Source organism: Cupriavidus sp. H19C3, assembly GCF_049393815.1.
In the GTDB taxonomy this organism is placed as follows: Bacteria; Pseudomonadota; Gammaproteobacteria; order Burkholderiales; family Burkholderiaceae; genus Cupriavidus.
Map to the genome: position 1 here is coordinate 83279 of NZ_CP184988.1, position 26384 is coordinate 109662.

At 61.1% G+C, this 26384-nt stretch carries 27 protein-coding genes and 1 pseudogene; 5 read left to right on the forward strand and 23 right to left on the reverse strand.

The genetic code is table 11. From position 1 onward, the window contains the following. Positions 1 to 151 precede the first annotated feature (151 nt). From DFLDMN_RS32555 to DFLDMN_RS32565, 3 genes are all read right to left on the reverse strand, one after another. Positions 152 to 1600, reverse strand: a complete 1449-nt coding sequence (locus tag DFLDMN_RS32555; protein ID WP_423200863.1) for a metallophosphoesterase family protein — start codon at positions 1598 to 1600, stop codon at positions 152 to 154. A gap of 96 nt (positions 1601 to 1696) precedes the next feature. Continuing rightward, positions 1697 to 3013, reverse strand: coding sequence for a hypothetical protein (locus tag DFLDMN_RS32560; RefSeq protein ID WP_423200864.1), 1317 nt, complete (start codon positions 3011 to 3013; stop codon positions 1697 to 1699). Next, positions 2962 to 3270: a DUF7696 family protein gene (locus tag DFLDMN_RS32565; RefSeq protein ID WP_035822786.1), complete on the reverse strand. Its 309-nt coding sequence runs from the start codon at positions 3268 to 3270 to the stop codon at positions 2962 to 2964. Before DFLDMN_RS32565 ends, DFLDMN_RS32560 begins: the two co-directional genes overlap by 52 nt. A gap of 649 nt (positions 3271 to 3919) precedes the next feature. Between DFLDMN_RS32565 and DFLDMN_RS32570 the strand changes: the two genes are divergently transcribed. From DFLDMN_RS32570 to DFLDMN_RS32580, 3 genes are read left to right on the forward strand one after another with little or no spacing between them, the layout of a single operon-like run. After that, complete coding sequence (locus DFLDMN_RS32570) at positions 3920 to 4486, forward strand: hypothetical protein (RefSeq protein WP_011239958.1); 567 nt, start codon at positions 3920 to 3922, stop codon at positions 4484 to 4486. Continuing rightward, positions 4473 to 5111, forward strand: a complete 639-nt coding sequence (locus DFLDMN_RS32575) for a hypothetical protein (RefSeq protein WP_423200810.1) — start codon at positions 4473 to 4475, stop codon at positions 5109 to 5111. The genes DFLDMN_RS32570 and DFLDMN_RS32575 overlap by 14 nt, the downstream gene beginning before the upstream one ends. Positions 5112 to 5122: 11 nt before the next feature. Further along, positions 5123 to 5542: a bactofilin family protein gene (locus DFLDMN_RS32580; RefSeq protein WP_011239956.1), complete on the forward strand. Its 420-nt coding sequence runs from the start codon at positions 5123 to 5125 to the stop codon at positions 5540 to 5542. Between the two features lie 100 nt (positions 5543 to 5642). On the opposite strand, the gene DFLDMN_RS32585 is transcribed toward DFLDMN_RS32580, so the two are convergent. From DFLDMN_RS32585 to DFLDMN_RS32670, 18 genes are all read right to left on the reverse strand, one after another. Further along, positions 5643 to 6014 carry a hypothetical protein gene (locus tag DFLDMN_RS32585; RefSeq protein ID WP_017510411.1) on the reverse strand — a complete coding sequence of 124 codons (372 nt, stop codon included), beginning with the start codon at positions 6012 to 6014 and terminating at the stop codon, positions 5643 to 5645. A gap of 267 nt (positions 6015 to 6281) precedes the next feature. Next, the gene (locus DFLDMN_RS32590; protein ID WP_423200811.1) at positions 6282 to 7256 is read right to left on the reverse strand and encodes a DUF932 domain-containing protein; all 975 of its coding nucleotides are present in this window, start codon (positions 7254 to 7256) and stop codon (positions 6282 to 6284) included. 449 nt (positions 7257 to 7705) lie between these two features. Further along, entirely contained in the window at positions 7706 to 9256 is a 1551-nt protein-coding gene (locus DFLDMN_RS32595) for a hypothetical protein (RefSeq protein ID WP_423200812.1), read from the reverse strand. Between the two features lie 65 nt (positions 9257 to 9321). Beyond that, the gene (locus DFLDMN_RS32600; protein ID WP_423200813.1) at positions 9322 to 9675 is read right to left on the reverse strand and encodes a hypothetical protein; all 354 of its coding nucleotides are present in this window, start codon (positions 9673 to 9675) and stop codon (positions 9322 to 9324) included. Positions 9676 to 9732: 57 nt separating this feature from the next. Continuing rightward, on the reverse strand, positions 9733 to 10125 hold the full coding sequence (locus tag DFLDMN_RS32605) for a hypothetical protein (protein ID WP_011239952.1): 393 nt from the start codon (positions 10123 to 10125) through the stop codon (positions 9733 to 9735). A gap of 243 nt (positions 10126 to 10368) precedes the next feature. Further along, on the reverse strand, positions 10369 to 10839 hold the full coding sequence (locus tag DFLDMN_RS32610) for a hypothetical protein (protein WP_011239951.1): 471 nt from the start codon (positions 10837 to 10839) through the stop codon (positions 10369 to 10371). Positions 10840 to 10851: 12 nt separating this feature from the next. Continuing rightward, a complete protein-coding gene (locus DFLDMN_RS32615) occupies positions 10852 to 11235 on the reverse strand; it encodes a hypothetical protein (RefSeq protein ID WP_011239950.1) in 384 nt (127 codons plus the stop codon). A gap of 168 nt (positions 11236 to 11403) precedes the next feature. Further along, complete coding sequence (locus DFLDMN_RS32620; RefSeq protein ID WP_423200814.1) at positions 11404 to 11799, reverse strand: hypothetical protein; 396 nt, start codon at positions 11797 to 11799, stop codon at positions 11404 to 11406. A gap of 89 nt (positions 11800 to 11888) precedes the next feature. Next, complete coding sequence (locus DFLDMN_RS32625) at positions 11889 to 12362, reverse strand: glycine zipper 2TM domain-containing protein (protein WP_423200815.1); 474 nt, start codon at positions 12360 to 12362, stop codon at positions 11889 to 11891. Positions 12363 to 12495: 133 nt separating this feature from the next. After that, complete coding sequence (locus DFLDMN_RS32630) at positions 12496 to 12762, reverse strand: hypothetical protein (protein ID WP_423200816.1); 267 nt, start codon at positions 12760 to 12762, stop codon at positions 12496 to 12498. A gap of 168 nt (positions 12763 to 12930) precedes the next feature. Then, entirely contained in the window at positions 12931 to 13731 is an 801-nt protein-coding gene (locus DFLDMN_RS32635) for a PRTRC system ThiF family protein (RefSeq protein WP_423200817.1), read from the reverse strand. Beyond that, complete coding sequence (locus tag DFLDMN_RS32640; RefSeq protein ID WP_423200818.1) at positions 13728 to 14369, reverse strand: PRTRC system protein A; 642 nt, start codon at positions 14367 to 14369, stop codon at positions 13728 to 13730. The genes DFLDMN_RS32635 and DFLDMN_RS32640 overlap by 4 nt, the downstream gene beginning before the upstream one ends. A 4-nt stretch (positions 14370 to 14373) precedes the next feature. Next, a complete protein-coding gene (locus tag DFLDMN_RS32645) occupies positions 14374 to 15090 on the reverse strand; it encodes a PRTRC system protein B (protein WP_423200819.1) in 717 nt (238 codons plus the stop codon). Between the two features lie 11 nt (positions 15091 to 15101). Next, a complete protein-coding gene (locus DFLDMN_RS32650) occupies positions 15102 to 16235 on the reverse strand; it encodes a PRTRC system protein F (protein WP_423200820.1) in 1134 nt (377 codons plus the stop codon). Positions 16236 to 16320: 85 nt separating this feature from the next. Further along, a complete protein-coding gene (locus DFLDMN_RS32655; RefSeq protein ID WP_029306703.1) occupies positions 16321 to 16551 on the reverse strand; it encodes a PRTRC system protein C in 231 nt (76 codons plus the stop codon). A gap of 11 nt (positions 16552 to 16562) precedes the next feature. Further along, positions 16563 to 17012 carry a PRTRC system protein E gene (locus DFLDMN_RS32660; protein ID WP_423200821.1) on the reverse strand — a complete coding sequence of 150 codons (450 nt, stop codon included), beginning with the start codon at positions 17010 to 17012 and terminating at the stop codon, positions 16563 to 16565. A gap of 69 nt (positions 17013 to 17081) precedes the next feature. Continuing rightward, positions 17082 to 18755 (reverse strand): PRTRC system ParB family protein, encoded by a 1674-nt coding sequence (locus tag DFLDMN_RS32665; protein ID WP_423200822.1) that lies wholly within the window; start codon positions 18753 to 18755, stop codon positions 17082 to 17084. Between the two features lie 274 nt (positions 18756 to 19029). Next, positions 19030 to 19434 (reverse strand): response regulator, encoded by a 405-nt coding sequence (locus tag DFLDMN_RS32670; protein ID WP_423200823.1) that lies wholly within the window; start codon positions 19432 to 19434, stop codon positions 19030 to 19032. Positions 19435 to 19562: 128 nt separating this feature from the next. On the opposite strand from DFLDMN_RS32670, the gene DFLDMN_RS32675 reads away from it, so the two are divergent. After that, entirely contained in the window at positions 19563 to 20681 is a 1119-nt protein-coding gene (locus DFLDMN_RS32675; RefSeq protein WP_423200824.1) for a sensor histidine kinase, read from the forward strand. Positions 20682 to 21166: 485 nt separating this feature from the next. Further along, positions 21167 to 23170 (forward strand): hypothetical protein, encoded by a 2004-nt coding sequence (locus tag DFLDMN_RS32680; RefSeq protein ID WP_423200825.1) that lies wholly within the window; start codon positions 21167 to 21169, stop codon positions 23168 to 23170. Positions 23171 to 23218: 48 nt separating this feature from the next. Here the strand turns inward: DFLDMN_RS32680 and DFLDMN_RS32685 are convergent. Further along, a pseudogene (locus tag DFLDMN_RS32685) lies at positions 23219 to 23427 on the reverse strand (cysteine hydrolase); the annotation flags it as partial. A 1002-nt stretch (positions 23428 to 24429) separates the two neighbouring features. Next, positions 24430 to 26145: a M30 family zinc metallopeptidase gene (locus tag DFLDMN_RS32690; protein WP_423200826.1), complete on the reverse strand. Its 1716-nt coding sequence runs from the start codon at positions 26143 to 26145 to the stop codon at positions 24430 to 24432. Between the last annotated feature and the right edge of the window lie 239 nt (positions 26146 to 26384).

Genomic DNA, 26384 nt, shown 5'->3' on the forward strand with positions numbered 1-26384 from the left:
CGCCCCGGACGGGAAGCACCCGTCTGGGTAAGGAAAGAAGGAAATGGATACTGCTGGGTCGATGCGCCGGTGGCGCGGGTGAAACCAGATTTCGACAGCCTCGCGGGCTGTCGGAACATGGCTTTCGCATGTTCTAGGGATTGGCGTATTGCTACGCAAAAAGATCGTCGGTCAGCCAGTTCATCGGCGCTGACGCAGTGGCAACGGGCGCTACTGGCTCCACAGCGGCGACCGGGAAAGCCTCGGGTACGGCGCTCGGTTCCTCGAGCTCCATGTCCATCAGCTTCGCAACGAACGGGGGCGCAACAGCTTCTACGGCGCCGACCTTCTGCGTAACGGGCATGGACATTTCATCAAGGCCAGCCAGCACCTGATCGGCTATCGCCTGGGCATCGAGGTTTTGGAGCATCGACAGACTGTCCAGCAACGGATTTGCATCGACACCGGTCAGTTCGCACCAACGTCCCAGCTTCGCGGACAAAGTGGCAGCCCGGCTGATGCCTTCAGCGCGGCTGCGAACAGCCGGCAGGACACGCGCTTCCAGCTTGACCTCGGCACTCCCGACAAAAAGCGCCTCGATGGCTTCGCGATCGACGAGCTGGCGATGCTCCTCATTGACCGTCCACCGCACCCGCACGAACTTGTGCGCTGCGTCGGCGGCCATCTCGGCAAGCTTTGCCATGTCAGGCGGCCCGTCGAAGTCGATGCAGACGGTCTCGCTCGCGGGTGTCTTCACCGGGATAGCCACTGCCTCCCCCGGAGATACCTGCCACTGAAGATAGCCTTTCGCGCCGATTTCGCCGTAGTGGAACCGTCCGATAGACCCAGGATAGGCCACCACCCTGCCCTCACGTTCCCACTGCTGGGCACGGTGAATGTGGCCGAGCATGAACGCGTCGCAGTGGGCCTCGAACAGTGCCCCGATGGTGAACTCGTGGTCGAGTCCGGCCATCGGCACGCCGTGCTCCGTCTGGCAACCGTTGACGGTGCCGTGCGAGATGCCGATCGTACGGACGGCCTGTGAGCGCCATCGACGATTCACAGTGCCCGCGGCAGCAAGATAGTCAGCCAGGTGGTCGCCAACCGCCGTCGCGGCGTTTGCCACGCCGGCCGCGGCCGCCAGCACCGCCTTGTTGACCGTGGGTACGCAGGTGAAGACGACGTCTGGTAGCCCTTGCTGGGTCAGCAGCTTGTCCATTTCCGCATGGCTGAAGATTGCGCCATCGCTCGGAATGAATGTCCGGCCAACGAGCGCGACCTGGTGAATCCGGTCTGCAACGTATACCGGGAAGCTTGCGCCGATCAGTCGGAACAGATCCAGCGTGCCTGGGGGCTCGTGGCTGAAGGTGCCTTGAAGCATCACCACAGGCATGTGCGCGGATAGCTGGTGAATGCGTCGCGCCAGCGCGGAGAGCGCCGGCGTATGGGCATCCAACCGGTGGTCGGTCGAGTCGCCCGACACCACAGCAACGTGGCAACGACTTGCGATCGCGTCCTCCACCGCAAAACCAAAACATCGATCCGCCTCGGCCAAATGGCCAGGGGAGTAGTGCAAATCAGAGAAATGCGCAGCCAACAGGCTTTCGCCATCGTCGAGCATTGTGGAACCTCCAAGGGAATGTGCCGGCATGCGGCAAGGAAGAATAAAGGGAAGCCCATGGGCTTCCCTCAACTGCCGGCACAAGGCTGGCGATAGTTATGTTGCGGTGTCAGCGGCGATAGCTGCCACCTGTTCACGGAAGGCAGCGGGATTGGCCAGCGCAGTGCGAAGTTGAGCCAAGAACCCCCGCACATCCTGTTCCCGCTTGGACCAGCCGCGCCCGAAGGTCGCCGCTGCATAAGCTTTCAGCTGGCGGGCGCCGTCCTCGCTATTGAGCCCAAGGCGGTTCACGAGATCGTGGTATTCGCTCTCCAGGTCCTCAGTACCCGCCGTATCGGATGGGGGCATCGAACCGGCAGATTGAACTACGCCGCTTTCCGACGTACTGGTCTGCGACGCCTCGATGGTGCCGTCATCGACCGAGCCGTGCTCGAGTGGGTCCTCCCTGTCCCCTTCCAGCATGGAGACGGCCTGTTCTGCCATCTCCAATGCCGGCGGGCGCCGATCCGAGCCATCAAGCAATGCTGCGATATCGATTTCGGCGTCGAGCGTGATGAGCCACTGCATCTGCCGCACCGCCTTGCCGGTGTCATCGATGCGGCTGATCTCAAGCTCTTGCTTGGACATCCAAAATTTGGCGCCTACGAGCCGCCCTCGCGCCATCGCCACGGTCTGCATAGCCGCGTGGGCTTTTTGCAGGACGTAGATCGAGGTGGTGGGCATCTCGATGAGCCCGAGTCCGGAGATATGCGGAATCGCGAAGAAGAAGCTCGCCGACAGATTGCAATGACCGCCTTGGTATTGGGGACATTCCTGCGGATCGCACAATCCATCCTGAATATCATTGTCCTGCCTCAGGATGACGGTGCGACCGCCCCAGGTGCGCTTGGCGCGATTGGCGCGCGCGTCGCGCACCGGAGGTGCGTACATCTTGCAGTAGCGCCTGCCGTCACGGCCATATTCCGAGAAGTACTGCCTGCCGCTCTTCGTCCATGCAACGAGCTGGTTGGGCATGTTGCTCAGCCAGTCGTCGAACGCGAAGACCACGGGAAAACGCCAGAGGCGATGTCCGTTGCCGTCGTTGCGATCTTCGCCGTAGCGTTGGACGATGTCTTCGGCCAACGCAGGGTTGGCGAAGTCTGAGGCACGGCAGGTGAACCAGGGAACGTTTTTCGGCACGAGCGGCGTCTTGATGCCTGTCGCCCGCGTGATATCGCCTTCGATGCGCTCGAAGCTGTCGCCCCGCGCGAGACCAGCATCGTGGATCTTCACGGCTTCGAGCTTGTCGCGCGCAGCTTTGGTGAGGACCTTGATGCCGGGTCGGATCTTGCCAATGATGGGCGGCCGCATGGGCCGCTCTTCTAGCAGGCTTCGGCGTCCGCCGGGCTCGCTGTAGGTGATGGGTGCATGCATGCGTTCTTTCTCCTGTCGAGGAAACGAACGACGTTGGCCCGGATGGACGCAGCATGCTCCCGAAGGCGCAGGGCTGTGTCGGCCCCGCGCTGGGTCGTTACGCGATTAAGAAAGTCGTTCTGTGCGACTTCCGGAAGACTGGCGACATATGCCGCCTCACAAAGGGATCGCCAAGCCTGCGGCATGTCCCTGTACTCGGGACGGCGCAAATTCAGCGTTGCCGCGATCGCGGCGGAAATCTCGGCGTTCTGGTGCATGAGCTTCTCCTGAAGATCGAGGTCTCTCACCAGAAACAAAAATAGCCCGCCCCGGTTTGCGCCGGCAGCGAGCTTTGATGTCAGGAACCCGAACTGCCACGCCCCTTCCGGGGGCGTGGCACTCGGGGAGCGGCGCACTAGTGCGCGCGGCTCTATGTTGAGGACGTAAAGTCGCCCTCGTGCAGCATGGTCACGCTGCACAACAACCCTTTTCGCGAACCCACAGGTTCGGCCGCAGGTTCACGGATCGGCTCGACGTCTGCCGTTCTGCCTAGGAGGGGCCTTTGAGAGAGCTCCACATGGTCCCAGGCTCGAACGGTGTCCGGCGTACGCTCATGAAGAGGCACAGCGGGAACGCGTTTTACGAGCTGATGAGGGGAAGTGTTCGGCGAAAACACTTAGCACAAGAGATATCCACACTGGTAGCCAACCAGTCGGCGCGTGCGCAAATGCACGACTTGAACAAAGAGATGGACTCGCCAGGAGTCAGAGTCGATGCGTCGATGACGCTAGGTGTGAAAGCATTGTGGCACAGGACATTCTTTCAAAACTGACGAATGCTCGGCTATTTCGCGTAGCTTTCGAAGTCATGTGGTGTCCGTTCTTGTCCGACAATTCCGAGTGAGAGAGCATCCGAAAACATGGACAAATGGCCGAACAGGATCCACCCAAGAAGCCCGCTACCGGGCTCAGGCCCATCGAGCGCCTGAACAGTGAGGAACGCCTCAGCCGACTGACACCGGCAACGGCATCCGCAACCAACCACGAGTACTGCTCCAAGTTCGCTCGGGACTTCCTGGACGCGCATTTTTACTTTTGCTCGTCCAAATTTGTCGTCGCGCGCGGCGGTAAGGTCAAGGCACTTGACGAGGCATTCCGAGACGCGGAAGCGTGGTACGCCAAAGCCTTGGAGTGGATCGGAAACAAGGATCAGGTCGAGATCCCGCTGTTTTACGAGTCGCGGGAAGTGCAGGTGTCGCATTCGTTTGCCGGTCGGCTTCTCCGCCTGCTGATGCAATACGACAGGCTCTTCGCGGAAACCCTCTACGGCCTGAACTGCGAATCCATCCCGGCTGACGCTCGGGAGAACACAACGGCAGTGGCCGCCAAGCGAATCAAGGCCATCCAGCAACTCTGCATCCCGGACACCGACAAGTTCGCTCCGGACGGCACCCTCCTCAACTCTTCCCGGAGCCAGAACCATGGACATGCGTGAGATCGAGCAGCTGCATGCTCAGTACGCCCAACCCGCCCTGACCATCGACATCTCGCCCTCACCGGCACGTTCGTCGACGCCGCCGTTGTGGCTTGGCAACGATAATAGTGGCGGCTTTGGTAAGGAAGCATCGGCTTCCGCCGGTGGAAACTTGTCCGTGCCTCCGCGTGCGTTGTGGGCAGCCGTCTTCGTCGTGGGCGCCGCCGCAATGTTCCTCATTGGCAGTTCCATGGGCAAGCGCGACGCCCGTACCCATAGCTCGGACGGGCCCGCCGCAGCCGTCACCGCGTCGGAAGCAAGGCCGTCTGCGGCTTCCCAGGCAGAGCCCGAACCGCATTCGCACGAATGGCCCGTGCGCGGCGATGCGAACAATGTCACAAGCCCAACGACGGCATCTGGCGCGGCGCCACTGGCGGCAGCAGCTGACACCCCGAGAATCACCCTGCCTTCGCAGGAACCTGTCAAACCGACTGCGCCCGCCCCGAAGCCAGCCCCCGCGCCTGCAGCGCCTGCAGCGGCGGTCTCCGCGCCGGCGAAAGCCGCGGCGCCCGTCGCACCCGCGCAGATCGCCCGTCCTGCCGTATCGCCGCAAGGCGCCCCCAACCGCGAAATCAAACTGTTCTAAGAGAGCGTCCCATGACGATGCCAAGTACTCCAACTTTCAGCGTCCTGCGCGCCGGCATGAGCATTCACGGCGATCTCGTTTCGGAGGACGGCTTCACCTGCCTCGCCCTCGTTACCGGCAACGTCAGGGCCAGCCACGGCCTGTTGCATATCGGTCGTGGCGGGGTCGTCCATGGCGACGTGGAAGGCGAACACATCATCATCGACGGCACCGTAGAAGGTGACGTCAAGAGTCGGGTCTCCCTCAAGATCAACGGCCGCGTGATCGGCCGCATCTTCTACGCCGGGACCATCCGGCTGGGCGAAAACGTGACGCTTGAAGGCAGCTCCATCACGCGGGTGCCCGCTGTGGGCTACGTGGCGTCCCCCCAAAAGGAGGATGCGCCCGCTATCCACATCGATGACCCGGAGGTCCCCGGTACTGCGGCGTAAGGAAGGAACATGTTCCTTTCAAAAAACGCGAAAGCGACCGTCTGAGACCACTCTTTCAAAGACAAAAGGCCCGGCAACGTCAGTTGCCGGGCCTTCTTGTTTAATAGACACGCCGCAGCGTCATCAGCTCCGCTTGCGTGAACACACCTGGGAACGTGATCCAGGGGAAATCGATGGCATTGGCGGGATCCCTGAAGGACAGGTAGGGAAAATCGCCATCCAACTGTATGCGGAAAATCCGTCGGAGCCGATCCTTGCCTCTGACTTCGTAAAGCACCCCATGTATCAGATCGAAGACAACGGCGCCTTGACTGAAACTAGCTGACGCGCCCCGATTCTGTTGGTATCGCAAGTCCATCCACGTATCGTAACTGAGGGTAGTCAGGCGATCGCGGGTCTGGACGAGCCAAGAGGTATATAGCCCGGTGAACCGCTCCTTCTGCAGGCTGGATAGTTCAATGGTTTGGTGCATGAGTCGGTCCTGTACTCGCTGCACCCTGTTCCCTGCCGTGCTACGGCAAACGTACTCGCCCCGTAGCCCGGCGATTGCGGCATCGCCTCCGCGAAACAGCCATCGCGGATAACGTGAATAGAACTCAATGTGGAACATGGCAACGAGCAAAAGAAAAAAGCCCCGGGCTGTGCCGGGGCTTTAAGACCTGAAACGACCACTCCATTACCAAACAACGGCAACGGAGCGGCTCGCTTGAGGGCGGATAGAAGAGACGCTCGAAGTTGCTTATGCAATCTCCGCGAGTTCGAGGGCTGCGTCCCAGGCGCGCTGCTTGAGAAATGCGCCCGCGCCGAACCATGCAGAGTCCAGCCGATTACCCGGCGAGCGGGCTCGCTGCTGGTGGTCGACGTACTCGGTGACGCTGTTCACCAAGCCCCAACCAGTGCCCGATGCAGACTCCAGCGCAGCGCCGCGGCCGGCCCCGTCGAAAAGACTCAGCACGGCTTTCAGGCCACGCTCGTTCATCCTTGCAGGCGCATCTGCACCATCCCTCACCGAGGAATAGGTAAAGAGGCGCTGGAAGAACCGTTCGGACTCAGCCTTGCTGACCTTACGGTCTGCGAGGCTGTGCATGTTGGCCATGAAACCATCCCACGACGAAATGGCAATGCCGAGCTCTTCTTTCACCGCACGCGGATCGAACTGGCTACGATGCGGCACCTTGACGGCGCCACGATTGCGACCCAACGCGATCTGCAGCGTGTTGTTGCAAACCACGCGGACCGAGGTGAACTGCGCCGTGGTCGCCAGCGTGCCATCGCAGGCCGTGGCCAGCAGCAGGTAGCCACGGACCTCGTCACCACCCTTGAGGAGCGCTGACTGTCCCGTACGGGCGAGCGCCCAGAGCTTGCGACCCTCTTTCAACACGCCTGCAGTCTCGAGCTGATAGCCGCCCACCTGCACGAGGTCTCGATAGAACTCCAGGATCTCCGCAGGCTGAACAACCTGGTACCGCTGAGATACCGTCGACAGCGGCTTGCCGTTGTCCGAGCGGTACAGGACCTTCTGCTCGGGAAACGACTGGATGGGATCCAGGTCATGGGAACCAACGCGGTACATAACGTTGGTCTCCTCAATGCGCCAGTTCATGCCGGCGGCTTCGGCCCAGACTTCGAGGGGCTGATGCTCCGCCAGGCGGTTGCCCAGACCGTGCCAGGGGGTTGCGCCGGCGTACGCCATGGTTTGAACCAGATGGGACATAAGATTGCTCCTAAAAATGGGAATGCGAGCGACAGGCTGTGCTGACGCTCGAAGGTGGAAATGAAGGGAGAAAGAAATGGAGACCGTGCTTGTGCGCGGTCGGGGATGCGACGCTCGCCATGAACCGCCTACGGCGACAAATGACAACGCGCCGTGTGGCTACAGCAAGGTGGATTGCATGGGGATCGGGAAGATGCCCACGGAGCCGTCCCGACAGGGAATGCTCCCTGTGGGCGGTTTCAAGAGATGGCCGGCGGTGCCGGCGTAGGGTCGATGCGTCGGAGACGCGGGTAAAACTTTGTTTGGACTGAACGTATTCACTGCAAACAAAGCTCTGGTGGTACGGGAAAGCCTATCGCAAGAATCTTGAGCCGAGCCTGCGAAAACTACGGATTTTTGATAGCCAAATCGAGAATATCCCCCAGCCGGATTCGGCTGGGGGCAAACAATCAAGCGGTCACCTCGGGGGCGATTTGCGCAATGCGTGCCCGCGCATAGTCGAGCGTGCCGTCCTTTGCACGCAACGGCCGCGACATGCGCTTCACCGGATCATAGATACGGTAGCGCGTGACATTGCCCCGACGCTCGTCGACGAGCTGGGTAAAGCCGGCCTCGATGCAGAAATCGACGTACTCGCGTCCGTTCATTTGCTGACCGGTCTCGAGCCTGTAGGTCGTGCTTTCCGCCAACGATATTGCATCGGCCATCGAACGTTCAGCGCGCTTGCGCGCTTTGTCGATGGCTTCGTGTGCTTCCCATTGCGCTTGCTCGTCTACTGAGAACCCACATAGCTCGAAAAGCCGACGACGGCGCTCTGCCGCGCTGCATTGCAAGACATCGACACCGAGTTCGTCACGCAGAGCGCGCTTAGAGTCGGTATTCCAGTCCTTGGGGCCGTCGAAGATGTGGAGTACTGCCGCAACATTGCGCTCCATGACCGCGAGCGCCACCCGGTTGGCCCAATCGTATCCATAACCGGCCCGGTAGATTGCGGCCGCCTTGGTCTGACGATCAAACTCGCGCTGGCTGATTTTCTGCCCTTCGCGCTCCTCAGCCGCCTTTTTAATGGCTTCCTGGTACTGCCGCTCGCTTATCAGACCGTGGATTCGCGCCGCCAGTTTGGTGGCCGGCCGTGCATTCTCACCTTCGAGGGGCTTGGGCGTGGGCATCGTCCGCGGAGGAACAATTCCGGCCGCGAAAAGAGCGTCATCGACAGCCACGTAGCCACCGTCACTCGGCACGTTTCGCACTGCAGCGAGCAGTCTGGGAGCGTTGTGCGGCGTGATCTCCAGCTTCTCCCCGCGCATGACCTGGCAGAGCGCTTGCAGCACGCTGGGCGACAGGGCTCCCCGCAGGGCCGGCACTTCGATCAATGGCTGCATCCAGGGCTCGGACCGCGCATGGTGCGGATTGTCGCGGTAGGTATTGATGATGCAATCCCGCACCTTCTCTCCGCGCATCAGCGCGTAGGCGACATGTACCTCATGCCGGCAGTTGGGACTCGCGGCCGGGTGGTACAGCGGGCCATTCGTGCCATAGCCGAAACGGCGGACAAATTCGCCGCAAACGAAGCCTGCGATATCGAACGCTCCGCGATCCTCAAACAGATCTACCGTCTGGAACAGCGGACCTGCATCGTCCTGAGACATGTCGATAGCCTCCTCGGGAAAATACGCCAGGCGGCCAGCGGCCACCACGGCGCCCCAGGCGGCGCGGCTCATCTCGTGCGGGCGCAGGATCTTGCCGCCGACACGAACGATGAAGCGATCCACCTCGTCGAGGATCATAGAAAGGATGGCCCGCCGCGTGCCAACGGGTCGCACGGCGAACTTTCCGCCGGCCAGTCGAACCACAGGAATTGCACCGCGTTCGACATGGCGCACTGCGATATCTTCGACGCGCGGCGCTGCCTTGCCGTCTCGATCTTCGTTCAGGTACTGCAGCACGCCGGCGAGCGTGGTGCGATGCTCGGCGCGTTGGCCGATATGAATCACGTACATGGGGAGCTCCACAACGGAGCATGCCCCTGCGGGGACATGCCCCGAAAGGGTTGGAAAAGAAAGACCTAAGCAGGCACGCCCGCTTTCGCGTCGTGGATTGCCTGCAGGAGGTCGACAGAAGTGATGCGCCAGACGGCGCCGCGAGCGTTGCCTACGGCAAGCGTGCGAGTCGGTTCGAAACAATCCGAATCGAGCAGCGCGACCACGGTGGACATAGGCAAGCGCCACAGGCAGACGACGACCTCATTGTCCGCAAGCGTTTCGCTCGGGACGTTGCTCGTGAAAGTCTCGTAGAGATCGCCGGTCTTCGTTTCGACCAGAGACAGTGCAGCGCGGTCGTTGACGGCATAGAGTTCCACTGCGATGCGCAATGGACCAGGCGATCCGGCCAGGCCGGCGCCGTCGATGGTGATGGGCATAGGGGTCTCCCAGGCCCACCGCCTTGCGGGATGGGCCCGCAAGGGTTAAGGAAGGGGTCAGGCAACCGCAGCGGTGCGCCGATCGGATCTGCTGCGACTGGCCACGACCCGTGCCGCAGCGACTTCCGTAAGGATTTCGGCGTCGACAATGCGCCAGACTTCACCCTGGTCAAAACCGACCTGGTTCCAACGGCCGGTTTGCACGAACTTGCCGGTCTCAAGCAAGGCAGCCTTGAGATCGGTTGGCAGATTCCAGTCGCCCGTAACGAGGAACTCGTCGTCGGCCAGATTGGCATCGGGCAGGTTCACCGACAACACGCCGTAGGGCATTTGGTCATCGGCGCAAACCAGTGAGAAGGCTGGGCGTAGGTTGGTGGAATAGACACTGGCACGAAGCAGCACGCCAGCAGGATAGCTGGCCAGGCCTGCGCCATAGACAGTACGGCTCATCGGGATACTCCTTTGGTGGGGAGACGCCCCGACGGGACGACGCCCGTGTGGGAGGGAAAACGAAAAAACGCACCCCGAGAGGTGCGTTCAAGCGGTGAGCCGACGAATCGGCTCCTGAGAAGGAATTGCCTCAGCCGTTGCGGTCGAGGTCTTCGAGCATGCGCTGGCGATCGGCATTGCGTTGAACCCACATGCCGAAGGCGGCCAAACACAAGGCAAAACCAAGAACAAATGGTCCAAACATCACTTCTCTCCTTTCGCCAAGACTGCTCCTAGCGCAAATAGTACAGCAGCACCGAGGAGTAGGCACGCGGCGTTAATCACGACTGTGGCATTGATCGATTGCACGCCGGCAACGTATCCAGCGAAGCCAACGGAGCAGGCTGCGGACAGCGTATGGTAATAGCGACCATATGCCTGCATCTGATCCTTGGTTGGGTTGGTAAGGGCGTCGGCCAGCCGACTGAGCCAACCGTCGCCGGTGGCATGCTCGGTGTCGAGCCGATAGACAGCGTCCACCATGTGCACCAGCGGAACGGAACTGCCCCGTTGATGGGCCACGAGCGCATAGCCCTCGCCGGCATCGACCGCAGCTGTGACACGTGCCGCCATCCGCTTGGGAAGCTCGACAGTGTCATCCGTATGCAGCGTGGCAAACGCCGTGGTTTCTTCTCCGGAAGTGGAGTTGAACGTGACCTTAATCAGTCGACTCATGGCGTACTCCTTTCAACCGCGACGCCCGGCCACCACGCGAAGCGTGGCGACGAGGTTCGCGTAGCCCTGGTCGCTGGCCAACGATTCGACGGCGACAGCGTTTTCACGGCCGCCGGTCAAATCTTCACGGTTCCGACAAGTCCGGTACGACATGAGCACACCGCCTTCGGCGCCGGCGGGATGCTTGATCTCGACGAGCAACGAATCGGTGTGCAGCGCGAACACGTCGACCTCGCGGCGACGCTGACGATGCTCCCTGATCGTGAAATCACGTGGGCGCAACGCCATGTCTCCGGCGACGCGGCGCAGAACGCGGCAAGCATCACGACGGATCTCCTGGCATGCCGCGGTGTTGGTCGACGGATGCCGACGGGTAAAGGATTTGGGGATTTTCATGGATATCCTGGATAAGGACGGGACATCCTTCCCCAACGGGACGGTTGTCCCAGCTGGGTTGGTAGTCCGGCGATGCCGGACGGGGTCGATGCGTCAATGACGCGGGGGAAAGCGACTTGCCGAAGCCTGAGGCTTTGGCAAGCCCTCTCGGGCTTGCAGGCTGCGATGTCAGGTGACATCCAGCATTTTGCTGATGGCGCGAACGAGGTTCCAGCCATGCTGCTGCGACAACGTCTTGCCGATCACCAGCTTTTGCACAGCCGAGCTACCATTCGGCGCCTCGCCGGCGTAGCCAATGTGGTCAACATAGACGATCCATCCTTCGGAGCAACCGCGATGGAGGTAGACCGCAGGCCGATCGCGTGCACCGAGGGTTGGCCACGGCCGATCAGGTTTGGGGCCATACAGCGCTTCGTTGCAGTCGCCCATGAAGTTGGCTGGGTCGAGCCATTCAGGCTCCAGTTCCGTTGCACGGACCGCGGCTGCGATCTGGTCGACCACCTCGGCAATCGATTTGCCCTCGGTGAGGACGGGAGAGAGTTTCTGGGGGACGTTTGCCACCATGGGCATAGTAGCTCCGATGGCCGCAGGGAACCCCGCACGGGGTTTCCGTGCGGGAAAGTGAAGAAAGTTGGGGATCCGAATGGATTCGATTAACGCGTCAGGCGGTAGCCGGCACCAGATGCCACGAGGTAGAGCTGCTGCCCCGTGACAAACTGCTGGTCGGCATCCTGCGTGACGGCGACCTGACTGCCATTCTCCTTGCGGACAATGACTTCCAGACCTGCGCGACGGTTCATGTGGCTGGCCACAGCTTGCGCTGCAACCGCCGACACCGTGCCAGACATCGCACCGGCAATGTAACGACCATTGCCGCCGCCAATCACGCGGGCGCCGAGCAGACCACCCACGACCGCCCCAACGATACCGGGGACGCCGCTATTGGCAGACGTGTAGCCATCACTGTCGACGATCGTGACCTGGCGGACACGGACGACAGTGACGATTTCCGCGGAGCCGGTGCGCATAGCTTCCGAACTGCGATAAGCATTCGGAGACGTCTGCTGGACTGCGCAGCCGGTGAACATGACCGAGCAAAGGAAAAGCGAAACGATACGCTTGAACATGATGGCCTCAATGAAAATAGGGCCAACATGCCTACGGGCAGGGTGGCCCGTAGGTGGGAGAAGAAAAAGCTGTCCGGCTATACAACCGGAAGTGTCGATGCGTCTGAGACGCGGTAGGTGCAGAAATCTTAATCTACCAATCAAAGACTGGCAAGCCAACAAGGCGATCTGCATCCGCGTCGAAATGGAGGAGCGTGATGCCCAGCGCCATGACATGCCGCAGCACAGTTGCCAGATCTTCCGGGATGCGCCGGGGCCCGCTGTGTGGTTCATCAGGATCGACGACCCGCACGAAACAGCCAGCATCCGTAGGTGCGAGTACCGGATAGCTGGTGAATCCGCAGGCAGTCTTCGGCGTCAGATGCGCCGTGGAAAGGGAAACGTAGAAGTCGATGGTCATACCGTATCCGAGAAAAGGGAACGGGGCTTCCATCGCCCGGCCGGAGAAGAAAGCCCCGGTGGGAGTGGCCTGCGATTGCAGGCGGATCGATGCGTCAATGACGCGAGTGATGACGCATCATAGCAGCGCACACAAGAAAAAAGCCACTCCCGCAATGGGAGTGGCTGTTCAAACGGATTGGGGCTTGCGGTTAGCCTTAGCCTTGGCTGCGCCAGGTTTGTAGCTGAAGCGCTCCCATGCCGCCGGGTCGATCGGCATCGCGCTCGTGCGCCCTGTCGTGAGATTGACGAAGGCGCCGTGGTACTGCAGCGTCCCGGTTCGGAACAACGTCCACAACAAGTTGTAGGCCTGCACCGCGATCGCCTGATTGATGACCAGCGACTGCTTTTGCAATGCGTCGGCCATCGAGCAGGACGGCGCCGTGTCGGCCTTGTCCCCTTTCGGGTCCAGTAGCTCCGGAAACAGATCCCCTACATGCGGAAGCCGCACCGCCGCTTTGCCGCGTACCTGACCCAGGATCACCTGGCCACTGTCCGACTCATTGCCGCAGTCGAGATAGTAGCCACCCGTACCGCGTTGCATCGCACCGAGGATTCCCTTGCGTGCAGCCCGCGTATCAACGCAGCCGATCACCAGGTCACACACCAATCGGTCGCCGCTGCCTATCCTGCGGGTCCGCGCTTCCCAGCGCGTGCCCATCAGGTTGTTCAGCCGGTTCACGATCAGTGTGGCCTTGTGCTGGCCGACATCCACGGGATAGAACCCCTGCCGACCGACGTTGGTCTCGCTGACAGTGTCGTCATCGTAGACCGTGCAGTCGATACCGCCGGGGTGCCCGAGCTCCAGCATGGCGTGATGCAGGCGTGCGAGATTTGGAAGCAGCGCGCTGCCGGTGCCACCGGCACCGACTACCGCCACCTTCCAGGCGTGCGTGGTCATGGCCGCGGGGATTCGATGCTCGAAGGTCATGCCAGCACCTCCTCGCGAGCAGCTGCGTACCACTCTGCAGGCACCCGCTCCACCTTCTCGAAAATTCCCTTGGCACAGAACCGCAGCGCCATCGATGGTGCATGCGCCGCGCAATTGCCGATCACGAACGCGAACTTCACGTCATGACGGTCATCCTCGTCGTCGGTCGCCGAAAAGTACGCGGGATGGCTGCCATGGGAATGGCAGTCGACCACCAGCACGTCGTCATCGGCCAGCATAGGGCGCTCGTACTTCAGGTGCCCGCCGCTGTGCTCAAGGATGCCGACCGGGATCAGCCGGAACGCCGCGCTAGCGGCATTCCAGACGATCCAGGCACCGGTTTCCTTCGGGTGCGCAGCCCGTGCCATGGCAGCAAAGTCACCGATCAGCGCGGCAGGCACGCGGCCGCAACGCAGATCGATCGTTTCTGCCACCTCGCCATAGGGAATGGCAGTGCGATAGCTGAAGACGCCTAGCCGGCGCACCACGCGAATCCAAGGTCGGGCGATCTCGAGGAAAACACCGTTCGATGCGATGAGCAGGCGTTCACCGGGCCGGTCCATCGCCGCAAGCTGCCCAAAGCGCGGCACCATGACGGATGGAAATGACCCTTGCAGGGCCGTGTCTGCAGGATGCATGGGATTACTCCAGTTTGCCGGCGATCAGATCAGCCAGCGTGCTTTTCATGGGAACGAGGACCTGCGTCGGGTAGTCGGTGAACCGACCATCGAGCATGTCCTTCCAAAAGGCGTACTCCCCTTTTTCGTAGGTGAGACGTTTGCCGCCGTGATTGGGATGGGTGAAGGCCGAGTCAAAAAAACCGCTCTCCCAGCCGTCGATCGACGCTGCATCGATTTGCTTCGGCACATGCGCCGAGCCGATGCAGATCTTTCCGTGGTCCCAGGTGTTGAAGTACGGTGGCTCGAACAGCGCGGTGCCCGGTACAGGACGCTCGTGGCCCTGTACCGCAAAGACTGCAAAGCCGGTCTGAGACGCCTGGAACACAAGGCCCGGATGCGGCACGATCGCGCTGCGCTTGCCCAGCTCCTTGCAAGAAAAGAAAACACGTCGCATCGCCGGCGGGCACCACCATGTGATGGCATTCGGGCTGATCGACAGCACGTTCGGGGTGAGGAACTCTCCCTTCGGCAGCGCATGCTGCGCAACCTCGCGGACGGCGTGGATAAGCGCCATGCGATTGAGCGGCACGCCAGCACCGATCACCGGACGCTCGGACGCGTCGGTCTCAATGCGATGCGCAGTGGCGTAAGAAAACTGCCCCGGCCCCTGCCCATAAAGCAAAATGGCCCCTTGCAGGGCCACGTCTTGGGACCGCGACGCGGTCAGGATACTGGCCATACGGCCTCCTTTCAGTTGAAGTGCTCAAGCACACGATCCAGTACGGCGATCAGCTTGAGCGTGTCGTGTAGCGCGGCGTATTGCCGCTTGATAGCCGCTTGCTTCGCAGCAAGGGGGATAAAGCACTGGAAATACGTCGCGTAGCCGCCGTTGTTGGCACACTCAAAGTGGTCATCAAGTACTTCACCAACGTAGTCGGTGTGTTCATACGCGAGGGTTGCGGCCGAATAGGCTGGCTCTGCCCATTGCGCGTTCTGTAGCAGAGTTGTGTTGCCCATCTGGCTGAGCGTCAGGTCGAGATCCGCAAGTGCGCCGCATAGGCTACCGCGCCAGTCGTTCGCAGCCGCGCGCGCCAACTCACGCAGCTTGCGGCGGCTCAGGAGGGACAGCTTCCTGTCCTTCTGCGCCCACTGCCACTTCGGCAACGTTTCGTCCGGGGCGAGCACCGGGCGGACAACCGAAGGCAGATACCGGTTGATGTCCGCATCGTCAGCGCCGAAGCGCTCCTTGAGGTGCTCGCGCGCCTCTTCGTCTTCGGTCAGCGGTTCAAAGTCCCAATGCCATCGCGCGAACATATCCAGCAAATCGTCCGGCGTTCTGAGGTGCAGCGACTTGGCAGCGGCTGCCCGGATCAGGTGGAACGTCATGAAGACCAACGAAGGATGCAATTCACGCAATGCCGCCGCGCGCGCTTCTGTGACGGTATAGACCGTTTCCTCTTCGAGGCGAATACCAAGATAGAGGGCCGAGGTCTCCTGCATATCGAAGCCAAAATCGGCAATCTCCGTCTCTACCGCCTGGTGATCGATAAGAGTGAAGTCGAAGCTCAGCACCTTGGTGGCTGGCACGCGCGGTGCGAGCCAGCCGTGGAACGCCTGCGCGAAGGCATCTCCCGCGCTGGACGGACTGGTTACATGCTCGGCGTCGAGTACACCAGCGCGAAACTGTGCCAAGACAAGATCCTTCAGATCGATCTCGTCGCCGAAGCTGAGTCGCGCCGTCGCGGGAAGACCCGCCGGGATGGCGGGGAGCGTCAGAAAATCATGGGCAGGTCGACGTTGGGCAACGGGATGCTGTCGCGCAGGCGTCCATCCGGGTTGTCCTGCATCGACCGCTGGAACAAACGACCGAGCGTCGAACAGCATTGTTGCGTCTCCTCAGAATGTAAAAAAACCGCCCTTTCGGGCGGCTCCGTGGTTGTGGGGAACTGGCCAGCGGCCAGTGCCTTCATCAGGTCAGATTTACGCATGCCGCGCCCTTGGCGCCAGCGGCGCGCACGAACGTGAAGCGAGCAACACCGTCCTTTACCTCCGGTCCATCCACCGCGGCGGTGGTCAGCTCGGGATACTGGGCGGAATAGACGTCGCGCACCTGATCGGGCGAGAACTGCGGACTCACATCCGGCAGCGTCATGCCGTTGTAGGAGAACACGCGCGTGAGCTTGGTGACTTCGAGTGCCATGGTGGTTCTCCTTACAGCAGCGAGGCGAGGTCGGTACCGGTGTTGGCCGGTGCGGCGGTGTCGGCTTTCGCCTCCACCTTCGCATCGGCCGCCGTCGATCCACCCTCTTCGGCATCGTCGTCGCCATCATCCGCAGCACCGCCCGAAGGCGTCGCCGCCTTGGCCAGCGCTTTCGTTGCCTTGGAAGACTGGGTCGACTTCGCGGCATCCAGAATGGACTTCGTGGCTTCGGCCTGTTCGGCGAGCGACCGGTGCGCATCCGTCACGCCCGTCAGAGTCGCGGCGAACTCGGCATCCAGTTCCGTCGGCGTCGCGGTGAGCGACAGCGGCGTGGTCAGCGCCGCATCAGCGGCATTCTTGATGACGGGCATGACGACTACGGTCATCGCGTCGCCGGTCATGGTCAGAGTGAGGACGACCTTGTCGGCCGCACGCACGAGGGGTGCAAGTTCAGTGAACATAGGTGAAATGGAATGGGGAGTCTGAAAAAGACAGAAGGCGCCTGGGGCGCCCTCTGGATGGGTGAACAACTAGTAGTGCAGGACCTTCGGCACCTTGCCGCTGTAGTCGAAGTCCTTCACCGCCAACAGGCCGGCAATGACTTCCGGCTTGGGCTTATTGAAAAGCTTGGCGAACTGGTCGCCCAGCGCCTTGCGGATACCCATCTCGTCGGCGAGAACCTTCATCTCCGACTTGGTGAGCATTTCGAGAAAATCCTGCGCGTTCTGGAGGTTCCAGTGCGGCCGGAGGTCGAGCTTGTGATACCGGCAGAGTTCACGAAGGTTGCTGACGTCCACGCCGTCGATAGCTGCAACCGTCAGACCGATCGTCAGCTGTTGTCGCTTCTCGTCATCCAGCGAGTGGATGGCCGTGAGGCATCCCTGCAGCGTCGAGGACGACTTCTGCTCGGTCAGCTTCTCGAAGAACTTGCCCATCACGTCGCCGGCGATATTGCGCGCCAGCCCGTTCAGTGCAACGGCGAGGAGGTATGCGTTCGCCTGGTCAGGGTTCTGCGCGACTTCCTTGCGCAGTGCCTTGCGCCACAGCGCGGTCCGGTAGTTCTTCACCTTGTCCGATTCGCTAATCGACGTCACGGGCTTCTCGACAGCCGAAGCCGACGAATCGCCTTTCTTCGCAGGTGCTGCTTTACCGCCGGCAGCCGGTTTGGCTGTGGTGGGCGTGGCCGCTTCCTTCTCGGCCTTGATGCGGGCAGCAACCTTTTGCTGGTTGCACACCGTATCGAAGCACTGGCCGCCGTAGACCTTGCCCATGGAGTCGGGCAGACCACTGACCGCGGCGCCAAAGCTCTGGCAGGCGTGGCAGGCTTTCGCCTGCTCTTCGCCGACGCCCGTCGGGCCTTCGACCTTCAACTGGATCCGGGTGTGGTTATCGCCCAGGCGGATAATCCGCACGATCGGATACTCGTCCTTAAGCCCGTAGGCAATGCCTTCGAGCTTGCGGGTGAGCTTGCCGTCGTAACACGCCCGGTTGGTGCAGTTCCCGGTGGCGATCGCCTCGCCGAACATCTCCGTCTGCAACGACGAATTGTGCGGACAGGCCGCGCATTCGGTCTTGTCGAAGATCGCCGTTTCGAGGCTGCACGCGGCGGCCTCGATGGTCTTCTTCAACTCGGCAACGGGCTTGTTCTCGCTCACGATGACCGGCAGAAGCTTGTCCTGCTTGTCCTTGCCGAGCGTGGCGAGCAGTTCGGCGTGCCCGAGCAGGATGGTACGGGTGTTGAGCGCTTCCAGAACGGATTCGCTGCAGTTCATGAGCGCCAGGCGCTTGTCGAGTGTGGAGCGTGACCAGCCAAGCTGGCGGGCCGCTTCGTCGCGGTCGCCTTTGAGCTGGCCAACGATTTCAGCCGCGGACACGGCCTCCTCAGACGGCGCCATGTCGGCGCGCTGCACGTTTTCGATGAGCGCGTAGCGGCGAGCTTCGGCGTCCGTCAAGACCTTGATGTTGACGGGCATCTCGTACCCGTCGCCGTGGGCGGCAAGCGCAGCGCGGTAGCGGCGTTCACCGGCTACCACCTCGTACTCATGACCGTGCTCTTCGTCCTCGACGGGCCGGATTAGGATCGGCTGGATGACACCGTCCACGCGAATGGATTCGGTCAGTTCCGCCATCTCCGCAGGGTCGAAATACTTGCGCGGGTTGCAGCCAGGACGGATCTTGCCAATTACGACAGTGGGGTTTTGCATTGTGGGTTCTCGCGGAAATGGGAACCCGTTGCCGCACCGGGAACGTGGTTCCCGATGGGATGAAAGGATGGGCTACCAGGCTATGCTGGCGGGCCACCGTACTGCAAAGGCTGGCACCCGGAGGTGCGGGTCGATGCGTCTGAGACGCGGTAGGTGGCGAAAGAATACCTAAAGTCCGGCCGACCGGCAACCACCCACAAGCATGGCAACGGCTGCGATCGGCCATGAACGGCCAGTCATTTGCGCGCCGAAAAGCGGCCACAGACCGCGGAGCTTATGTTCTTGAATCATCCGTGGCGCCAGGTCCAACGCGGGCCGCTATCGCAGCGAGGAGGGCCGGCAGATCGGCAGGTTTTACAAATTGATGATCGAACCCGGAGCTGATTGATTCGGCGTGCTCAGAAGGTGACGTCAGAGCGGAAACCGCCACCAGTAAGGGGGCCGGCGCGAGTTTCAGGCGCCGGATCTCCCTTGCCACTGCACGCCCGTCCAGCCCGGGCATCTGAATGTCGAGAACAACAGCGTCCGGACGCCACGCGTAGTATTTTGCGAGCGCGTCCGCACCATCCCCTGTTGTCCGGATGTCGTAGCCTTGAGCGTCGAAGAACAACTCGTATGCTTCCAATGCATTCGGGTCGTCGTCCGCGATTAGGAGACGCACAGCACTTCGGATAGGCATTACTTTCTCCATATTTGCCCTACCATGAGCAATTGATGTACCCGACAAAATCAGGCAGCAGTTCTGCTTCCTGGATTCCGCAAAAAATGCATTATGGGATGCATCTTCCGTCCTTCGGGAGCAGATACATGCGATTGGCCAACTTTATCCTTCGCCGTATGGACGTCGTACTGTTGGAGTGGGAGGCATTTGCACGCACTCAGTTGCCGGCAGCGGCCGATATGAAACCGTTAGCGTTGCGGGACCATGCGCAGCAGATTCTGGTGGCCGTGGCAAAGGATTTGTCTACTTTCCAAAGCAGGGAGGAACAATTTGAAAAGTCCACGGGGCACGCACCCGAATTGGCGGGAGCCCCTGAGACAGCCGCCCAGATGCACGCCCTTCTGCGCGCGCGAAGCGGCTTCGATATCAACCAGATGGTTGCCGAGTATCGCGCCCTCCGCGCTAGCGTGCTCCGAATGTGGATAGACGAGTGCGCGCCCGACAGTCATCATGAGGATGACATGATCCGTTTCAACGAGGCCATCGATCAGGCAATCGCCGAATCGGTAGACTTTTTTAGCATGCAGGTAGACTTGGCCCGTAATCTTTTCCTCGGAATGTTGGGGCATGACATGCGCAGTCCACTCCAGACCATCCAGACTACCGCGTCGTATCTGGCAGCGCTGAACGCGGGGGAAAAAGTATCAGGAGCCGCCTCCCGATTAATTAAAAGCGGCGTTCGCATGCAGGCGCTGCTCGACGATATGGTTGATTTCAATCGAACCAGGCTCGGTCTCGGTATCAATATCGTGCCGACCGATATCGATCTGGGGCAGTTGTTTGCCGATACGCTTGACCAGTTGCGGGTTGTACATCCGGACCGTCAGATTAATCTCGAGGTGGTTGGTGCCTGCATCGGTGTTTGGGATGGCCGACGTCTCCAGCAGTTGTTGGGCAATCTGGTACTAAACGCGATCAAGTACGGAGCGCAAGACTCGCCGGTGCGTGTGACAGTGACCGACAAAGGCGCGGAAGTCCAACTGGAAGTAAGGAATACCGGCACCGCAATTGAGCGGTCGACCCTCGATCTCATCTTTGATCCACTCCAGCGCGGCCCGAACCAACAAGGCACAAATGCCGACAGCAGCCTGGGGCTCGGACTGTACATCGCTCGCGAGATCGCCAAGGCACATGGAGGCGAAATTGCAGCGCGATCCGACGCAACAGAAACGGTGTTCTCTGTAAATCTGCCTCGTGGCAGATAGCGAGCATTGTGTGGTACGCGCAGAGCGCTGCCCGTCTACGGTACGACTGTCCGTTTCCGCTGGACGCCGTTGGCTGTTTTGGGTCGGAAGTCGCCGCTGGCGCCGGCGAGCCCCGTCCCAGCTACCCCGGCGGACGAGTCCGGCCACGAGCGGCCAGTCGCTTAGGTAGAGATCGGTCAATAGCGGACACGTGTCGCGCAGCTTGCAGTGGTTACGTGGTAGGTGTGGCGTGCTCGCAAGAATGGCTGACCCGGACTACCACACGCTCGTGAGTGCGCTCTCGGTACGGGCTCGACGCAGCGCCGCGCGGACGCACTCTCAGCGGTCCTGACGCGTCAGTGCATTAAGTTTGTTACAGATGTGCCGTTACCTGACTCGTAACACCTGCGCCGTGCTGTAACCGTCAAATGCAGCATCATTACTGGCCCTCCTCGCACCACTCGCCGATACCCTCAGGCAATCTCCCGAGCACAACCAGCGTATCCATGACGAAACCCTTCCCGTTGCGCTTCGGCGATCAAGGCCAGTACGAGCTCAGCAAAGATTCGTTTGACCACATCGTCGCAGGCGAGACGACGATTCGTCCTGTGGTGACCCCGACCGGCAAGTACCAAGAGACGGTGCTGTCGGGTGGCCTGCACACCTACGCCGGCTGGAAGAAATTCCTGGCCCTGCACCCAAAGGTCGTTCACTTGATGGAGTTTCGCCTTGGCGTCCATGACGCCTGGTGGTTCGCGCGGGAGCTTCAGAACGGGTGCATCACCCTGAAGATCCCCAGACGGCTGTTCACCAAAGGGGCTGCCGGGATCACCCAGCAGCCAGACAACTACTACAAGTCTGGCTATCTCTGGAAGACGCTGTTTCCGGTGACGTTCACCGAGGACGACATCATAGATGTGCTCGATGAGGCGCTCAAAAACCTCGACCGGGAGCTCTCGGATTCGATCACTGCGGAAAAACCCGACGGCGTGTTGTACGGATACGCCAGGCTGACTAACCCGTTGAAGGCCATGCTGATTCGCGTCCAGATGCGCGGCAATCGGATCATGTCTGCCTTTCCCGCGTGGGATCAGCCTTGGACGGGCAACAATGGCAAGGCCTATTCGCACTTTCATTCGATCAGCTTCTTGCTCGCCGAGTCAACCGTCGACATTGCGGATTTCCGGCCCGAGTTCGGGCCAGTCTTCCAGGGTGGTCGGTTCGATCGGGATGCGCTGCTGGCGAGCACGCCGCAGTTCATCAAGTCGCGCAGGAACCGCAGCCTTGCCACACCGGTCGACGTGCGCAATGCAGCCCGTTCGCAGACCCTGGGAGCAGTGGCCATACGGGCGACCCCGGCGGACTTGGACGCCATTGACCGCTACCTTGCAGACTATCCGTGTGCGAAGGACCCGTTCGCGGTTCAACGTGACATGTACATGCACTTGATCGACGAGCTCGATCGGTGGCCGGAGCTCTTCAATGCCGCTCAGTTCACGGAGAACGTTGGCGAGTGCCTCTATGTTTTGTTCGCGTGCGACAATATGTTCAATACCCGCCGTGCGGTGGACGCGGCGATTCGCTTCCTTGGGCAGGCACTCGTCCACACGGGCGGACTGAACACGTTGATGTTCAAGGCGCTGATCGGGGACATGATCACCATGGCGATTGGCCACGCTGATAAGACAGCGTTGCGAGACGTGCTTGCAGCGCTCGCCGCTTCGCCGTGTCGGGCCGCACTGTATACCGAGTTCGACCTTTTTCCCTTTTACCCGCTTCGCAAGGCGGGTGAGCCCGAACCGCCTGAAGGCCAGGAGAGCCCCAAGCTACAGTTCAACGTTGATCACCTGCTCGAGTTCATCGCCTTCAATCTGGGCGAGAACTACTTGATCGCGTTCAGCAAGGAGGAGCGGCTGACTTTTGCACGCGATACCCTCGACCACGGCAATCAGTGGCGGCTGGCTCGAGATCTGATGTCCAAGTTCGCTGAGCGCGACTTCGATTTCTTCATGCCGGACGTGCTCGATCTGGACGATCTGACCGACCAGGTTCCGCCGGCCGAGCAGGACCTGTTGACCATCGTTCGCGACTACGGACGGATGATGGTCATGATGCGCCAGCGCGTTGTCATGGAAGATCCTGCGGCCTACAGGGCCAAGCTGGAGGACCTGGAGAAGGGCACCGACGCTTACGACGCCCTCTACCGGCAAAAGCACAAGCGCGACTACGTCCTGACGATGCACCAGGTCATGCTGGTCAAGGCCATGAAGTACGCCGATAGGGTGGGCTATGCCAAATTGAAGGCTGCTTGCACGGAAGCGCTTGTGCGGCTTCCAAAGGAGCGCGTGCCGCCGCCTCGACCTGTCCCTGACTACATCGCTATCTATCGAAAGGACGAGTGGGGGCAGATAATGCTTGTCCCCAACGAGGACGATGCCGCTGATTCGACCGCCACCGTCCTGGACGATGACGATGTTGGCTCAGGCGATGACAGAGTCCTTGAGATCTGAAGAGGACTCGTTGGGCTGGCACTTTGTTCTATCACGCCGGCCCCTTGCTCACTTTCTTGCCCGCGACTTGGCGGTCGTCTCATCGGTCGTCCACAGACCGTTGGCGATGAAGCCGAAGTTTACGAGTGTGCTCGCGTAGCCGTCGCCGTCGGGCACCTTTGGTCCCGCCGCGGCGTCGCGGACGACTACCACCTCGAAGCCTTGCTCAAGGAACTCACACAGGTGAGACTCCAGCAGAGATTCGAGGCCATGCCCGCGTGCTAAATCTTCGCCGTACGTGTCCCGCAGCGTGCGGTGGTCAGAAACTAACTTCCGCGGACGCCGTCTGTTCGAGTTCGGTGACCTCCGCTGCTCAACCCATCCAACGGCCGCTTCCAGGCAGGCAACACCGCCCCTGCCGATAGGCCGCTCCGGGTCGGAAGCGGTCCCCCGCGTCCACATGCTCAAACGGATCTGGGCCGATGGCTGTGTCCTGCCAGAGGCTCGGCCAGTGAATTCGCAAAAATGAATCGGCAAGGTCCGAAACTGCCCCCAGATGCAAATGTTGGTCCTATGCTTGCGCTCTTCGGAGCCTGCTGCTGCCTTCGCGCGCTGCTAAGGAGACCAGTAACTCGCTGATCTTTGCAAATCTCCGGCCGTCACATGCTGCATCCCCCATGACATGGAGATACGCGATGGATGACCATACTCAAATTCTCGTCTGCCAGTGCGGCGTCCCCGTCCGGATTCGAGAACGGCATTTCGAGATTGGGGGCAATCAGAGCTTGGACTGGGCGCCATGTCCGCTGTGCTACCGGAAGCTCTACCAGATGAACGTCGAAGGGGTCGTCTCAGCGGAGCTGGTTTCTGAGGCGGAGTGGGACTAGAGGCCGAGCCATGCCTCATCATCAACCGCTGCATCGGTCTATCGGCCTGACGGTCGGGCCTCGCCCTGAACTCGCATGGATGGCAACCACACTCCAGGTCCCGGCTCCCTTTCAACGACGCCCTCTACGATGGACTCGCGCCCGACAAGCGACCGCGCGGCAGTGAGCGGCATACCAATCAGCTCCCAAGTCTGATGGGACCGCGTTTCCAGCATCACGGTCGGGAACGGTTCGTTGCCCTTGATGTGGATTTCGCCAATGAGCGTGAGTCGCTGGGGAGCGGTTGCGACCGATCCGGCACAGGCTGTGATGCCGACCGCCATAAGCACCGTGAGTATGAATTTCTGCATGCTTTCCCAAGGAATTGGGGCGGCTCTTGCCGCCCCGTGGGTCTTATTGAATCACGACTGACAGCGTCGAGTTCGCTGGCACCTTTACAGTCTCGCTATACGTGCCGTTCACAGCCTTGCGCACCACCGGCAGGCTTGCATATGGCTGCAACGTTGCGGGCACCGACTGCGTCAGCGTGCGCAGGGGCAGGTACAGCTGGGGGTCAATGACAGGAAGCGTAAATCCGCCTTCTGCACGGGCAGGGAAGCCGAAGCCACTGGGACTTGGCGCCTTCATGAGCGCGCTCGATGTCGCCGCGAACCGGCGCAGTTGCTCGCCCAGGCCCGACGCTGGGGCGGCTGCGCGGATAGAGGAATCGAGGACGGCCACCGAATCGGTGCTACTGACGTTGGCAAGGAGATGCTTGTAGAAGCCCAGGCCCAGTTGGCGATCGAGGAAGCCGCCGAGCGAGCCCGACACCGAATAGCTATCGCACGCAGGGCCAAATGCATCCCATGACAGCAGGCTGCAGTTGTACGATCCGGCCTTGTAGCCCACGTAGTTTGGGAACCGTACGTCACGGATCGCGTTGTAGGTCGGGTCAATGGACTGGCTCGCGAAGTCTTCCATCATCATGGCGCTTGCCTCTTCCAGCCAGGTATCGAACGCATAGGACGGACCTTTTACCACTGCACGCCGATAGAAGTTCTGCATGTGCATGCCTTCGTGCGCCATCGTTAGCAACATCGACTTCATGCCTTCCGGGCCGCCGCGGTACAGTGTCTCCGAATCCAGGTAGAGCGACACGGATTCGTTGCTGTAAGGGTTCGTTGTGGGATCCTTCTTAATCGCGTTGCGCGCAAAGAAGTACCCGACAACTCCAAATGGCGTCGCATTGTTGTCGAAGTTCAGAATCACGATATCGATAGGCTGCTGCACCGCCCCATCGATGAGATCGCTGTAGACGTGCGGGCCCCATACCGGGCCGCCGGTCTGCTTGAGCATGTCGTAGATCTTGCCGCCCGGCACGAAGCCTGCGTAGAGCTGGTTGACAATCGCGGCGCTGACCTTGGTCGGATCGTTTTCGCCATTCTCGACCCAGAAGTTCACGACCGTGCCGTCGGAAGTCACGTCGGTTCGAACGAGCGTGGTATTACGCGCGGAGTTGTCCTCGTGATACCAGGTGCGAGCATCGCCCACGGCGTAGGCTACGGCACGCAATGGCGGCGTGGCGCCGAACGATGACTGGCTCGGCGCGGTGCCCCGCGGTCCTGCCAGCGCCGCCCAGCCATCGCGGTTGAAATCGGCAATGCGGCGCTTGACTGCATTGACGCCGTCGTCCCACTGGATCGCGCTCGCGGCCACGGTCGGGAGGTATGAAGCGGTGAGCGGGATCGTCGGCATCGTCTGAGCGGTGCCGGACTGGTTCGTGAACACCAGCGTCACGTCCTGGCCAGCCAATCCGGAGATGCTGATCGGCATATCGACGGCGGCAGCCGTCGCATTCATGTTCTGCCAGACACCCACACCAGAGCCAGCGTAGGTGTTCGCGTCGACCGCGGCGCAGCCCGAACAGGCTGGCGTCACAACGCTGGTCGGCTTTGCGGCAGGATCGGCAGGCGTCCCCGCAACGGGCGCGGCCGTGCCACCGGTAGAGGTGCCCGTGGCAGCCTGCGTGGGCTCGCCACTGTCGCCGCCACCGCCGCAGGCGGCAAGAACCGCGGAAGTCAGCAACGCTACCGCCAGAGACCCTCGGAAAGACAAAGCGCGATTGCGCATGATGATTTCTCCTTATTGTGGTTGGCCGCGACCCTTCAATACGCGGCATCTGAATATCGGCGGATTCGCCGCCACCATCACCCCGCTTTTCGGGGGTTTTCCCTACCCCAGAAGCCGCGACGGCACGCAGCCAACGGAATCCGGGTTCTTCAAAAAAAAAGCCCTCACGAGGAGGGCTGGGAGAACGGGTCCATCTTGAGAGAGCTTCCGTAGCGGGGCGCTACGGAAACCATCTTATG